The organism is Nocardioides agri (assembly GCF_013778305.1).
GTDB lineage: Bacteria > Actinomycetota > Actinomycetes > Propionibacteriales > Nocardioidaceae > Nocardioides > Nocardioides agri.
The window spans coordinates 895,356-909,216 of sequence record NZ_JACEIC010000002.1 but is presented as its reverse complement, the minus strand read 5'-3'; the positions used below and the strand labels follow the sequence as shown (position 1 = coordinate 909,216).

At 70.0% G+C, this 13,861-nt stretch carries 11 protein-coding genes; 5 read left to right on the top strand and 6 right to left on the bottom strand.

Annotated elements, in window-relative coordinates; genetic code table 11:
• Window positions 1-139: 139 nt before the first annotated feature.
• Both HZF07_RS08910 and HZF07_RS08905 read right to left on the bottom strand, forming a co-directional pair.
• Window positions 140-3,169, bottom strand: coding sequence for a hypothetical protein (locus HZF07_RS08910; protein WP_157341021.1), 3,030 nt, complete (start codon window positions 3,167-3,169; stop codon window positions 140-142).
• A gap of 380 nt (window positions 3,170-3,549) precedes the next feature.
• Window positions 3,550-3,801 carry a hypothetical protein gene (locus HZF07_RS08905; RefSeq protein WP_157341019.1) on the bottom strand — a complete coding sequence of 84 codons (252 nt, stop codon included), beginning with the start codon at window positions 3,799-3,801 and terminating at the stop codon, window positions 3,550-3,552.
• 125 nt (window positions 3,802-3,926) lie between these two features.
• Here HZF07_RS08905 and HZF07_RS24370 point away from each other — a divergent pair, with 125 nt between their 5' ends.
• Entirely contained in the window at window positions 3,927-4,502 is a 576-nt protein-coding gene (locus tag HZF07_RS24370; protein WP_157341017.1) for an Ig-like domain-containing protein, read from the top strand.
• 855 nt (window positions 4,503-5,357) lie between these two features.
• Here HZF07_RS24370 and HZF07_RS08895 read toward each other — a convergent pair.
• The gene (locus tag HZF07_RS08895; protein ID WP_157341015.1) at window positions 5,358-6,176 is read right to left on the bottom strand and encodes an SDR family NAD(P)-dependent oxidoreductase; all 819 of its coding nucleotides are present in this window, start codon (window positions 6,174-6,176) and stop codon (window positions 5,358-5,360) included.
• A gap of 1 nt (window position 6,177) precedes the next feature.
• Window positions 6,178-7,833, bottom strand: coding sequence for an FAD-binding protein (locus HZF07_RS08890; protein ID WP_157341013.1), 1,656 nt, complete (start codon window positions 7,831-7,833; stop codon window positions 6,178-6,180).
• A 74-nt stretch (window positions 7,834-7,907) separates the two neighbouring features.
• Between HZF07_RS08890 and HZF07_RS08885 the strand changes: the two genes are divergently transcribed.
• Window positions 7,908-8,498, top strand: coding sequence for a TetR/AcrR family transcriptional regulator (locus HZF07_RS08885; protein WP_309504669.1), 591 nt, complete (start codon window positions 7,908-7,910; stop codon window positions 8,496-8,498).
• A 317-nt stretch (window positions 8,499-8,815) separates the two neighbouring features.
• Here the strand turns inward: HZF07_RS08885 and HZF07_RS08880 are convergent, their stop codons facing one another.
• Complete coding sequence (locus tag HZF07_RS08880; protein ID WP_157341010.1) at window positions 8,816-9,106, bottom strand: EthD family reductase; 291 nt, start codon at window positions 9,104-9,106, stop codon at window positions 8,816-8,818.
• Between the two features lie 87 nt (window positions 9,107-9,193).
• Here HZF07_RS08880 and HZF07_RS08875 point away from each other — a divergent pair, with 87 nt between their 5' ends.
• On the top strand, window positions 9,194-10,345 hold the full coding sequence (locus tag HZF07_RS08875; protein ID WP_309504668.1) for an acyl-CoA dehydrogenase family protein: 1,152 nt from the start codon (window positions 9,194-9,196) through the stop codon (window positions 10,343-10,345).
• Window positions 10,342-11,376, top strand: coding sequence for a phosphotransferase family protein (locus HZF07_RS08870; RefSeq protein ID WP_157341008.1), 1,035 nt, complete (start codon window positions 10,342-10,344; stop codon window positions 11,374-11,376). The genes HZF07_RS08875 and HZF07_RS08870 overlap by 4 nt, the downstream gene beginning before the upstream one ends.
• Here HZF07_RS08870 and HZF07_RS08865 read toward each other — a convergent pair.
• Window positions 11,334-12,035 carry a TetR/AcrR family transcriptional regulator gene (locus HZF07_RS08865; protein ID WP_157341006.1) on the bottom strand — a complete coding sequence of 234 codons (702 nt, stop codon included), beginning with the start codon at window positions 12,033-12,035 and terminating at the stop codon, window positions 11,334-11,336. The genes HZF07_RS08870 and HZF07_RS08865 overlap by 43 nt on opposite strands.
• 166 nt (window positions 12,036-12,201) lie before the next feature.
• On the opposite strand from HZF07_RS08865, the gene HZF07_RS08860 reads away from it, so the two are divergent.
• Window positions 12,202-13,860 (top strand): amidohydrolase, encoded by a 1,659-nt coding sequence (locus HZF07_RS08860; protein ID WP_309504667.1) that lies wholly within the window; start codon window positions 12,202-12,204, stop codon window positions 13,858-13,860.
• Window position 13,861 lies beyond the last annotated feature (1 nt).

Below are 13,861 nucleotides of genomic sequence, written 5' to 3'. Positions count from 1 at the left end.
CGCCGAGTACTGGGACGACTTCCCGAAGCCGCGTCAGCGTAGGTCCAGCGTCAGCACCTCGGCAGACGTCCGCCGGGACGCCGTTGCCCCATGATCCGGCTGCGCGCATGCGGGGTGCCGCCCCGGGGATGCCGCGAGCTTAGGGAGCAGCGTCCAGACCAGCGCGCGAGCCTTCGGCAATCACGATCGCCAATCTGAGAGGCATGGAGATCGTCCCTCGGGCGGGTGTGTCCAAGCCGACGAGCCGGGCTCGGCGGCGCCAGTCCGCGGCGGTTCCGTAGTTGAGTAGACGTTCCAGATCGGAGCTGTCCAAGGAAGGCGGGAGGCTGCGTGCCTGGTCCGCAGCTCGCCTCCACGCTTCGGAGAGTTGCTCCGGTGCCGCGCCCCCTTGGCCGTGGGTGATGGCGAGCAGCCGCTCTACCAACCCGTCGAGCCGTACGACTTCGGCGGTGATTGCCTTGGGCGGCCTGCCCTGGTCAGCGACCTCGAAGCCGTACACGCGTGCGCGTGCACGTGCGGCTTGGCCGGAGCTCGCCCCGCGGACGGCCGCGCGCCGTTCGACAACGTCTTCGCGACGTTCATCGAGGAGATGCGTACAGTCACCAGTTAGCTCCGCGTACTGGGCGGGGAACTGCATGCCGGTGGGATCGGAGAGGCACGCGGAGCACAAGAGTCCAGCCGCAACCTCGGGTGCGGCGACGTAGAGGGTGAAGGCCCCTCCGCAGGCGCATTGCCTGACGGAAACAGAGCGAACCCGACCCTCACCGCGGTGTACGTCGATCACCCCGCGGCCGATCGCCTCGTCGACGCGCTGCCGTGCCGTGTTCGGGCGGGCTCCCCGTCGCTCCAACGAACTCCGTAGCTCCATGGTGGACGCAGTGCCGCTGTGTTCGAGCACGAGCGTCTCCAACGCGCGCGCGTCCGCGGTCTCGATCAGAAAGCCCCGCTGCGGCATGCGGCCGAAGCTGCCCTCCACGTAGGTCTCGCAGATCCGGCGCTCGAAGTCCGTGAGCGTCGTGCCGACGGCGAAGACGCGCTGTCTGATGGCCCTGGCGACGGCAGTTCGAGACGCGTGGACCGGGTGCAGCATGATCCAAGAAGCCGCAGACTTGGGCATGTGCGTAGCGAGTGCACTGGTCATCCAGTGGCGCGCTGCTCGACCGGTCTCGACGAGAGGGCCGGCGAAGTCACGCAGATCTGCATCTTCGGTGGCTTCGAGCCAGTCGCAGGCAGCCCGGAGCGCTCGGCCTTCGACTTCGCCGGGTGTCCCCAGGTACTGCGACTTCAGGTCGGGGACCGTGACGACGATGGGCTCGAAGGCGGCGATGCCGCGGTTTGTCGGGGCGTGCAGCGCCGCGCTGATCCTCATCAGCCCGGGAGCATCTGGAACCACGCTGATCGGCAGCAGCGTCTGAATCAGGGGTGGGAAGGTGTGGTCGTCGTGGCTGGTGCCGTGCGCCAGCGTCGCCAATGCCCGTGGCACCAAGTCTGACTCGATCCGCCAGTCCTCCTCCTTGGGCACAGAGATCTGCAGTTCGCTCAACCTGTGCTCGAGCGCGTCGAGGCGCGCCCCCAAGGCGTCGGCCTCCCTCCCGTACTTGTCTCGCAGCGTCGCGGTTGCGGCCTTCGTGCTCCGCTCGACGGCGTACTCGACCTGCTCTCGAAGGGTCTCGACCGCGTCCGACAGCGTCTGGATGTCGCGGGAACCGTCGCTCAGCCACCGCCGCCACTCCAACGGGACGGCTCGGGCGTCAACCCTCGACGCCAATGCGCCGGCGGCCACGGCTGTAGCGACTCGATCGGCGAGCGTTGTTTCGAAGTCGGCGTTGATCACACCGACTCGCTTCCCGGCATGGTCGTGGACCGCGTAGCGACGCTCGCCGGATTCCTCGCGAAACGCCCGGAGGCGCCACTGGCCGTCCGCGCCGGGGTACGTCATGCCTGAGTACGGCGAGCGCCGCATCCGTGGCTTGATCTTCTGGGGCGTCTCCAGCCGCCGTTGAACGGCGCGGGCCATGTCGATCTCGGCGGGGGAGAGGTCGAGTGCGCCGACCCGGAACTTGGTGATCACGTAGGCGCGACCGTCGCCAGTCCGGACGACGGTCTCCCGCAGGTACTCCTCCGCGTTCAGCGGGCAGCTTTCCTTCGCCTCAAAAACGCCTGAGATCCAGGCATCGATGCCACGGCAGAATGCTCGAACGTCGGGCAGATAGCCGTCCGGGTAGGGTTCGTGCGGTTCAAGGACCCGCCACGCGCCGGTTCCGCTCCGCTTCGGTCCCACGACGCGGAACTCCCGCAGGAGCCGGCGAGCCTCCATAATCGCGACCCCTTCTTCGAGGGCCGGCAGGACGTGCCGCAGTGCAACCTCCCGGACCTCCAGATCGACCTCGATCTGTCGGTTGCCCACGAACCGATAGCCGGGAGGGGGAGCCTGTGGACGCGCCCAGCGATCGCGTTGAGCCTCCTGCCTGGCGCGACTCTCGGTGAGCTTGCGGACAAGGAAGTCGCGGTCCTCAGCGGCCTTCTGCTGCAACTCGGCGAGCCTGTTCCAGCCGACCTCTGACGTGAGGTCGACCCGTTCGGTCGCGAACACCACCTCGCGCACGCGCGCCTTTCGCATCTGTTTGGTGAGAACGTTCTCGTCGTCGTTCACGGTCCGCCACAGGCGCTTCGGCTCCGATGCGTACAACCGCTGCGCACCGGACTGGGCGAGCGCCGCGGTCAGGTAGCGCTGGTAAACGGCGACGAAGGCTTCATCTCGTTCTGCCGCGGTTCCCATGTACATCTGAATGGCGAGACCGCCGACGGTCAATCTCGAAAAGTGCGCACCCGTCTGAGGATCGCGTCCGTACTCACCAATTCCCGACGCCGGGTCCAACGGCTTCGCGCCGATCTCAATCAACAGGTCGGCCTCGGCCCGGCTGATGACACCATCGGCACACGCCAGTTCGGCGATGGTCGCAAGCTGGCCCTCCTGAGACGCCTCGACCCTCGCCTCAGTAGAGCTGGTGCGGGGGAGGCCCAGCGCCAGTGACCCCGGTCGAATGCCCGGATGGACCAGCACCGTCAGGTCGCCCCTCGACCCTTCATCCACTCGGTCTACCACTGCCGCACGCCGGTGTCGATCCCTGACGGGAGACGACGACACACTTGTGTCGATCGTTCCCATCAGAGATCAGTCCTAACAGCCGCACTTGGCTCGGTTGAGCGGGGCTGGGCCTCCAGGGAGTTTTCCTGTTCGCTGAGGAGCGGATAGCTCACAGTCCGACTAACCGCAGCGAGGTCGGCCAACTCGCGGTGCTCGAGGGCACGTCGGACGGCGTTGCTCAGGGCGGGCACGTACACGCGGATCGGGGTCGACTCATCAGGGATTGAGCAGGTGGTAGCAGCCATGGGTGGATTGGTCCGATGACGGCGTGGGCGTGCATGGCCGACCGCCAGGCTCGTGTGTTCCGTGTAGAGCGCGGAGCGCTTACAACGATCGCGAACAGATACAACTCGATTCCGGAACGGGCGATGTCGATGGCGCTTGTAGTTCCGAAGTGCAGATCAGAGACCCAGGTCGGCGAACCCGGACCACCCTGCGGCGGCAAGCACGAAGAGCGCGCCGCCGATCAGGAATGCGAGCAGGTGAGGTAGCAGGACCTGTCGCATCCACCAACGCCGGCGGAGCAGCCTCTGGAGCTCCGGCGGGGTTCGACGCCATGGAGGGTCGGTCCGCCAGTCCCCGGGCAACGCCTCGGGCGGCTCGGCGTCCGCATCCCGCTGACGTCGGTCGACCGGCTTGCCGTCCTTGAACACGAATCCTCGACGCAGCCACTTATGGATGGCCTCTTGCTCGTCGGGAGGACCGCACCCACGAGATCTGTGCGCAGAAGACCGACTGGCAGGGCAACCCGATCGCCAGCGACTGCATCGTCCACACCGTGGAGCTCCTCGACACGAGCCTGAGCATCACCTCGCCCGGGGACGGCAGCGTCCAGCAGGCCTTCGTCCCCTTCGAGGGCACGTGCGTCGGCGACCTCTACGTCGTCCTCGCCGTGGACGGCGGCGAGAACGAGCGCCGCCAGTGCCTGGACGGCCAGTGGCGCACCAACTTCTTCCTCTCCGACGGGACGCACACCCTGAGCGCCAGCATGTCCGCCGGTGGTGGGACCGTGACGGACTCCGTGACCATCACGGTCGACTCGGTGCCGCCGGCCACGCCGGTTGTCCTCAGCCCCGCCCCCGGCTCGACCCTGACTTCGATCCCCGTCACGCTGACCGGCACCACCAGCCCCGGCGCGATCGTCACCGTTTATGACGCGACCTCCGACGCCTGCCGCACGGCGACTGCAGACAGCAGCGGATCGTGGACGGTCACGCTTGACCGCGACTACTTCGCGACCGCCGGCGTGCTCACCGGACGCCGCAGCTCGGTGGCCATCGGGCTGATGGCCACCGACGCAGCCGGCAACGTCAGTGACTACACGCGAGTGACGTACCAGACCCGACTGCGCTGAGGACCCTCCCGGGGCTACGAACCCAGCGCATCTCCCAGGGAGCTCCTTGCCCCGGACGGTGAATGCGTCCCCACACACCGCCCATCGCTCGGAACGCGGTGCCGGTTCAGGAGTTGACGAGCCGAACTCGTGCCGAAGACTCACGAGGTCGGGGGCGTAGGGACGCACCTCGACGCTGTGCAGGTGCTTCGACGCTCCCGATCGGGCGCGGACGCGTGCCCTTGCTCGAGAGCCTCGGCCACGCGCGCACGTCCGACGCGGAGTTCGTCGGACGGCACGCCATGCCTCCCCCAGGACATTCTGGGCGAAGTGCAGCGGTTGCTGAACGCAGAGTGGGCGCGGAGACGTGAAGCTCGTTCACCGCGATTGGCGTGGGCGACCCTGCACCCGTTGGCCGCGGGTGAAACACGGTGACGAGGGAGTCACCACTTATTCAGGTAGACAGCGCCCGGAAGGAGCGTCCAGGTGTGGAGTTCTCACGTGCACGGGTTGAGTGGTTCCGATGCCGTGACCAGGTCGTCGCTTCGGTCGGGGGATCGCTCGACGGCGTCCAGCAGTCGTCAGGGCAGGCTCGAGACCCTGGCCCACGGTCCCGTCGCAGTCGTCGTCGACACCGTTGAGGTCCGCCAGGGCGCCCGGGTTCTCCAATGACCAGTCCACCCTCGGCGCAGCTGAAAGGTTGGGTCCGATTCGTCGGCGGACGCATCACCGACGACGAGGAATGAGGCTGGCACTCCGCGGGGAACGTCGGCGATTCTCTGGGCAGTGTCTGCTGAACGGACACGTTGGCGTCCTCCGGCGCGCGGGGGGCGGGCCCTGGAGGGTTCGGGACCCCTGTTTGCGGACGTCACCGTGCTAGCCGAGCATCTTCTCCATGTTCTTCCTGATGATGCCGATCCCGCGGCTAGGCATCAGTCGGATCAGCCGGTCGAGCATCTTGGCGTCGGTGCCGATCCGCACCCGGGGCCGATTCTTCTCGACGGCCTCGATGATCTGGCGGGCCGCCTCCTGCGGGCTGGTGAGCTTGGCCTCGAGCTCCGTGCGGCGCTTGTCGTCCATGTTCTCCACGCCCTCGGGCATTGCGGCGCCGGAGTTGTCGGTGATGCTGGTCGCGATACCGCCGGGGTGGACGACCGTCACCTGGACCCGGGTCTCCATGAGCTCGGCGTAGAGGCCCTCGGTCAGGAGCCGCACGGCTGCCTTGGAGGCGCCGTAGGCGGTCTGGCCGGGCACCGGCCCGTAGGCGCCCATGGAGGAGACGTTGACGATCGCGGCGGCCGGCCGCTGGAGGAGTCCGGGGAGGAACGCCTTGACGGTGTTGACGGTGCCCCAGAAGTTCACGTTCATGACCCGCTCGATGTCCTCGAAGGCGAGGTCGTTGACGGGCTTGAAGTCGTGGATGATGCCCGCGACGTTGATCAGAGCGTCGACCTGCCCGTGGGCCGCGGCGATCTGCTCCGGCAGCGCCAGAACGATTTGGCGGTCGGTGATGTTCACGACGTGGATGGTCAGCCGGTCGCCAGCGCCGGCGAGGTCGGCAGTCTCGGCGAGGCCGGTCTCGCTCAGGTCGAGGGCCGCGACCCGGCTCCCGCGGGCCAGCAGCGCGAGGACGACCTCGCGACCGATGCCGTTGCCGCCGCCGGTGACGACGATGACCTTGTTCTCCAGCTCCATGTCAGTTCTTTCCTTGCTTGTTCCGTGGCTTGTTCCGTGCCATGTGGCGCGCGGCCCGCATGCCGAAGACGACCGCGGGTCCCAGGGTCGATCCGGGACCCGGGTAGGTGCGTCCCATGACCGAGGCGGAGTTGTTGCCTGCGGAGTAGAGACCCTCGATCACGGTGCCGTCCTCACGCAGCGCGCGACCGTCGGGGTCGGTCAGGACGCCACCCTTGGTGCCCAGGTCGCCGACCACGACCTTGACGGCGGTGTACGGGCCCTTCTCGAGTGGGCCGAGGTTGGGGTTGGGGTGCACGAGCGGGTCGCTGTAGTAGCGGTCGTAGGCCGAGTTGCCGCGGCCGAAGTCGCCGTCGACGCCCGCCCGGGCGAACCCGTTGAATCTCGTGACCGTGGCCTCCAGGCGGGCCGGGTCAATGCCGATCCGGGTGGCGAGACCGGCGATCGTGTCGTCGCTGAGCAGGACCCCCTCGGCCTTCATCGCCCTGCTGCCCTTGGGGTCGAGCGCATAGCTGCGCAGGTAGCGGCGCGCGTGCCGGCGGTCGGCGATCATCCAGTACGTGCCGCCGGCGTCGTGCGCGAGCATGTGGTGTCCCAGGTCTACGTAGGACTCCGACTCGTTGGCGAACCGGTCGCCCTCGGCGTCGACCATGATGCTGTAGGGGAACGAGCGCTCGCCGACGAGGAACGTCGGCCCGGAGGCCGACGTGGGCGCGGTCGAGGCGCCCCACCAAGCGTCATCGAGCAGCTCGGTCGCCGCGCCCACCTCGACGGCGAGCTCGATCGGGCGGCCCAGATTGCCGGGTGCGCCCGAGGGGTCGCCGTCGATGCCGTGGTGCTTGCGCCGCCAGGCCTTGTTGTGGTCGAAGCCGCCACCGGCGAGCATCACGCCGCGGCGCGCGCCGACGGAGTACGGGCGGCCACCCTTCGTCGTGCGTACGCCGACGGCCGTCCCGTCCTCGACGAGGATCTCCTCGAGCGGCGAGGAGAGCCACAGGTCGGCGCCGCCCTTGAGCACGACGGCCTCGAGGAAGGAGGAGGTCAGGGCGGCGCCGATGCCGGCGGGCTTGCGGCCTCGGGCGACCTCGGCCAGGGTGCGGCCCACGAAGGACGCGCCGCGGCGGAACCCGGCCGGGGTCGACCACGCGCGGCCGAGGAGCCAGACGTCGTCGTTCTTGATCGGCATGGCGACCTCGACCTGGATGGACTTCGCCCAGTCGCCGATGCGGCGCAGGTCGTAGATCGCGTGCTCGATGGCGCGGCCGATCTTGCCGCCGGCAAGCTCGGGGTAGTAGTCGGGGTAGTCGGTGGAGCGCTCGAAGCGCATGCCGTGCTTCTCGGCGGTCTCGACGAAGTCCGCGACCCCGTCGACGAAGGCCTCCTTGCGGGCCGCGCCGGACGCCTGGCCGACCTCGCCGATGGTGGCCTCCATGTAGGCCAGTGCCGCTTCGCGCGAGTCGCCGACCCCGGCGCGCCTCATCAGGGGGTTGTCGGGGAGCCACATCCCGCCCCCCGACATGGAGCTGTTGCCGCCCCACTTCGCGGTGCTCTCGAGCATCAACACCGACAGGCCCTCGTCGATCGCGCCGAGCGCGGTGGCGAATGCCGCCGCGCCCGTCCCGACGACCACGACGTCAAAGGTCGTGTCGAACTCCATGGCATCCCCGATCGAATCGGAATCGGAACCGGACAACGCGTAACCGGACAATGGTGTCCGGTTACGCTATCAGTGTGCCCCGAGTGCCCGCGAAGCCCAACCGTGGACCGGCCGCGGCGCGCGAGAACAGGGACGCGATCCTCGCGGCGGCCAGAGAGGTCTTCGGCGAGCGCGGGTACGACGCCCCGCTGAGCGCCGTCGCCCAGCGTGCCGGCGTCGGTCAGGGCGTCCTGTACCGCCACTTCCCCTCCCGGCTGGACCTGGCCTTCGCAGCCTTCGAGTCGCACTGGCACGAGTTCGAGGAGCTCGCGGCTGCCGACTCGCCGGACGCGGTGCTCCAGATGTGGCAGCGACTCATCGAGCTCGCCATCTTCGAGCGCGCGTTCATCGAGATGTTCGTCGACCAGCGCCGGCAGCACGCCGACTACGACGGCGGCACCCGGATGCAGGCGCTCCTCTCAGCGCCGCTCGAGCGCGCCATCGCCGCAGGGCGAGTCGATGCATCGCTGACCACCGAGGACCTGCTGCTCGGCGTCGCCATGGCGTACGGGGTCGTGGTCACGACCGTCGACGCGGACGGGCTCGTGGACACCGTCGCGCGCGCGCTCGCGCGCGCCGGTCTGCTCCCGCCGGCCGCGGGTGAGTCCGACGGACGACGTGCTTGACGTCGCTGTCGCTCTTGTAGATCCAGCCGCCGTCGAGGTCGGCCTGGTAGGTAGTCGATCGGCCGTCGGGTGAATAGATTGCCCCCGAGCCGTAGTCGCCAGGTCGAGCGCGGTCACCGAGGGCCACTACATCGAGAAGGACCTCAGTGTCGACCTCACCCGGTCGTGCACCTGCAGCGGACGCTGCGCCCCTGGGACCGGATGGCGCCCTGACAGCCGCCTCAATGTCCGAATGGGGCGTGTGCGCAGGTCAGGGGATGCGACCGCTCACAGTCCGCAGGAAGTGGTGACGACCGGGGCGGGTCCCATCTTCCCGATCACGCGTCCTCGACCGCTCCGTCGAAGATGACGCGCCGGCCGACCTCGTACGTCTCGGCGTCGGCGCCGGCCGCCGCCATCTCGGCGGAGCTGCGCGCGGCCACCATGGCGTCGCTGTCGGCGAACCAGAGCTCCGCAACGAGGTACGGCGCACCCCCGCCGGGGAGGCTGAGGGTGAAGCGCTCGAGGCCGGGGAGGGCCTTGACGAGGGGCACGTGCCGCTCGCGGTAAACGGCCTCGAAGGCTCCGGGGTCGGCGGGGTCGAAGTACTGGACGGTGATCCGGTGCATGGGACGGGCTCTCCTCGTTGCTGCCTTGACCAGGTGGGAGCATCCTGCCACAGTGCTGAGCGAACGCTCAGTAGGCAAGGGGTAGTGGTGGCAACAGCGACGGATCTGGCAGCGGCGACACGCGACTTCGTGGAGCGGCTGGTGCTCCCGCACGACGACGAGCACGACGGAGACGTCGAGGCCGCAGGGGGCGACGCGCTGCGCGTGGAGCTCCAGGCCCAGGCGCGCGCCGCCGGCCTGCTCTCGCCCCACGGGCCGGTCGAGTACGGCGGCCTCGGGCTCGGGATGGTCGAGCGCGCGCCGGTGCTCGAGGCGGCGGGCTACTCGCTGTTCGGGGCGATGGCGATCAACGCGAACGCGCCCGACGAGGGCAACGTCCACCTGCTCGACCAGGTCGCGTCCGGAGGGCAGCGGGAGCGCTACCTCCGGCCGCTCGTCGCCGGGGAGCTGCGCTCGGCGTTCGCGATGACGGAGCCTGCCCCCGGCGCCGGCTCCGACCCCGGCAACCTGACCACGCAAGCGGTGCCGGGTGACGGGGGCTGGATCATCTCGGGCCGGAAGCACTTCATCACCGGCGCCGACGGTGCCGGCTTCTTCATCGTCATGGCGCGGACCGGCGCCGACGCCACGATGTTCCTGGCGCCCGCCTCGGCGCCCGGGATCCGGGTCGAGCGGCACATCAACACGATGGACCGCTCGATGATCGGCGGACACTGCGAGGTCGTGCTGGACGACCTCTTCGTCCCGGAGGAGGACGTCCTCGGTGAGGTCGGTCGCGGGTTCGCGCACGCGCAGGTCCGGCTCGGCCCGGCACGCATGACGCACGTGATGCGCTGGTCGGGTGCGGCCCGCCGCGCGCACGAGACCGCGGTCAGGTACGCCGCCGAGCGGCAGATGTTCGGGTCCCGGCTGTGCGACCTCGGGATGGCCCAGCAGCAGATCGCCGACAACGAGATAGACCTCGCCGCCACCCAAGCCCTCCTCCTGCAGGCATGTGCCGAGCTGGACGCCGGCGGGCGCGCGTCGAAGGCGACGTCGATCGCCAAGACGTTCGCCGCCGAGGCGCTGTACCGGGTCGTCGACCGCGCCACCCAGCTGTGCGGCGGGCTCGGGGTCTCCCAGGACCTCCCGGTCGCCAAGATCGCGCGGGAGCTGCGCCCGTTCCGCATCTACGACGGCCCGTCGGAGGTGCACCGCTGGTCGATCGCGAAGCGGGCGGTCCGCGAGCTCGCCGGATGAGCCCGGACCTGTCGTCGGAGGACCTGCGCGTCGTCGCGGCTGCGATCGGTGGCGCCGGGCGGCAGGTGACCGGCGAGCTGGAGGCGACCCTCATCACGAGTGGCCGGTCCAACCTGACCTACGCGATCACCGACGGCGCGTCGCGGTGGATCCTGCGGACCCCGCCCCGCGTCGGCCGGACACCGTCGGCGCACGATGTGGCCCGGGAGCTCCGGGTGACGGCGGCGCTGGCGGCCACCGACGTGCCGGTCGCCGCGCCGGTCGTGCTCGTGGAGGACGAGACAGCGATCGGGATCCCGTTCACCGTCGTCGACTTCGTCGACGGCACCGCGGTGCAGACCCAGGCGCAGCTCGACGGTTTCGACGACCGCGAGCTGGGCGACGTCGTCACGTCGCTGGTGAGCACGCTCGCCACGCTGCACCGGGTGTCCCCGGTCGCGGTCGGTCTCGAGGGCTTCGGTCGTCCCGACGGGTACGCCGAGCGCCAGCTGCGTCGGTGGTCACGGCAGTGGGAGACCGTCGGTGCGGGCGAGCTCGGCCCGCTGGCGGCGGAGGTCGCGTCGCGGCTTGAGGCGGCCGTGCCCGAGCAGCGGGCGACCTCCGTCGTGCACGGCGACTACCGGATCGACAACACGATCCTGGCTCGCGACGGCGCGGGCGACTGGCGAGTGGCTGCGGTGGTCGACTGGGAGCTGTCGACGTTGGGTGACCCGGTCGCCGACGTCGCGATGATGTGCGCCTACCGGCACCCCACCTTCGACCTGATCGTCGGTGGCCCGAGTGCGTGGACCAGCGACCGCCTGCCGTCCGCCGCGAGCCTCGCTGGAGCGTACGAGGGCGCGGGCGGAGTGCCGCTCGCCGACTGGGACTTCCACCTCGCCCTCGCCTACTACAAGGTGGCCGTCATCGCCGCCGGGATCGACCACCGCGCTCGCGCGGGAGCCGCGTCGGGGGCCGGCTTCTCGACAGCCGGGCAGACCGTGGAGCCCTACCTCTGCCTCGCCCTGGCGACGGTCGGCGCCTCCGCCTGAGCGGCCGCCTCCACGGCGTCGAGCAGCACGTCGATGCCGGTGAGGTACACGTCGTCGTTCGACAGCTCGCCGAGCTCGTAGCGGCTGGCGGCGACGTTCGGGTAGCGCGTCGCGTCGATGCCGCTGACGTCGTAGAGCCAGGCGGTGTTGATGTCGGTGCCCTGGTCGGCGGCGGCGAGCTTCTGCGCGGAGATGTTCGCCGAGATCGAGAGGATGTAGCTGCCGATCACGCCGTAGAAGCGCACGACGTCCCGGTCGCCGAGCCCCGCGGCGCGCAGGCAGCCCAGCATCAGGTCGATGCACCCGAGCTCTCCGGGCCCACCGGTCGTGAGGATCGGGGCATCGACCGCGATGTGCGGGTGCTGCTCGCTGTTCTCCCAGGACAGGATGGCCAGCTGCCGGATCTGCTCGCGCCAGGAACTCGACTCGTCGACCTCCGCGCGCGCCTTCTCCATGATCCGGTCGTACGCCGCGCGGACCAGCTCGTCCTTGTCGCGGAAGTGGCGGTAGACCGCCGTCGGGTCGGCACCGAGGGCGCCGCCGAGCGCACGGAACGTCACCTGCTCGCCCTCGGCGGTCAGGGTCAACGCGGCCTCCAGGATCGAGTCGCGGCTCAGCTGGGCGCGTCGTCGTGACTGCGTCCGGCCGTTGGCAGCCATGCAGCTCCTCCTCGTCGCGTCGGGCAGCCGATCCTGTCAGACGGATCGTCGTACCCGGGGAGGCGCAAGTCAACGACGTAGTCAACAAATATGTCAACACCGTTGACTTAGCGGCTGTTCAGTGCCTACGCTCCGGCGCAATCCGTCGTGAGAGGCATCCCACCCTGTGAGCGTCGACACTCTGTTCCTGAACGCCCGGCTCTACACCGCCGGGCAGGACACCTCCGTCCCCGGCGCGCTCGCGGTCCGCGACGGTCGGATCCTGGCAGTCGGCAGCGAGAGCGAGGTCCGCGCCGCCGTCGGCGCGGATGCCGAGGTCGTCGACGTCGCGGGTGGGCTGCTCCTCCCCGGCTTCCAGGACGCGCACGTCCACCCGGTGCTCGCGGGCATCAACATGATCCGCTGCGACCTCCACGGCTCCGAGTCCGCGCAGGAGTGCCTGGACCGGATCGCGGCCTACGCCGCCAGCCACCCGGAGGCGCCGTGGATCCTCGGCGCCGGCTGGTCGATGGAGTTCTTCCCCGGCGGCACCCCGACCCGGCAGGCCCTCGACGCGGTCGTGCCGGACCGCCCGGTCTACCTCACCAACCGCGACGGCCACGGCGCCTGGGCCAACTCGGCCGCGCTCCGTGCTGCAGGCATCGACGCCGAGACCGTCGATCCGGTCGACGGGCGCATCGAGCGCGAGGCCGACGGCCACCCGAGCGGCGCGCTGCACGAGGGCGCGATGTCGCTCGTCATCCCTCACACACCGCCCGCCACCCCGGCCGAGGCCTACCAGGGTCTGCTCGCCGCGCAGGCCTACCTCTTCTCACTCGGCATCACCGCCTGGCAGGACGCCGCGGTCGGCGAGGTCTTCGGCTTCCCCGACCTGCTCGACGCCTACCGCGAGGCGGCCGAGGCCGGAGACCTCAAGGCGCGCGTCGTCGGCGCCCTGTGGTGGGACCGCGAGACCGGCATCGAGCAGGTCGACGAGCACGTGGCTCGCCGTGCCTCTGGAAAGGCCGGCCGGTTCCGTCCGATCGTCGTCAAGATCATGCAGGACGGCGTCGCCGAGAACTTCACGGCCGCGATGACCGAGCCCTACCTCGACGGCTGCGGCTGCGCGACCGACAACGCCGGGCTCTCGTTCGTCGACCCCGAGGCGCTCGGGACGTACGTCGCGCGCCTCGACGCCGAGGGCTTCTCGGTGCACTTCCACGCCCTCGGCGACCGCGCGGTCCGCGAGGCGCTGGACGCCGTGGCGTCGGCCCGCGCGGCCAACGGCCCGTCCGAGAACCGGCACCACCTGGCCCACCTCCAGGTCGTGCACCCCGACGACGTCGCCCGGTTCGCCGAGCTCGGCGCCGCGGCGAACATGCAGCCCCTGTGGGCCTGCCACGAGCCGCAGATGGACGAGCTGACGATCCCGTTCCTCGGCGACCGCCGCGCCGCATGGCAGTACCCCTTCAAGGCGCTCGCGGACGCGGGCGCGCACCTGGTGGCCGGGAGTGACTGGTCGGTGAGCAGCGCCGACCCGCTCGACGGCATCCACGTCGCGGTCAACCGTTCCTTCCCCGGCAGCACCGCCCCGGCGTTCTTCCCCGAGAACGCCCTCACGCTCGCGCAGGCGCTGACGGCGTACACCGCCGGCTCGGCCTACGTGAACCACCAGGAGGACGTCACCGGCCACCTGGCCCCCGGGTTCCACGCCGACCTGGTCGTGCTGGACCGGGACCCCTTCGCCGCGCCTGCCGAGGAGATCGCCTCGGCGAGCGTCGCGCGTACCTACGTCGGAGGCGAGCTCGTCTACAGCGCCGACACCGCTCGGAACCACCACCAGTAGA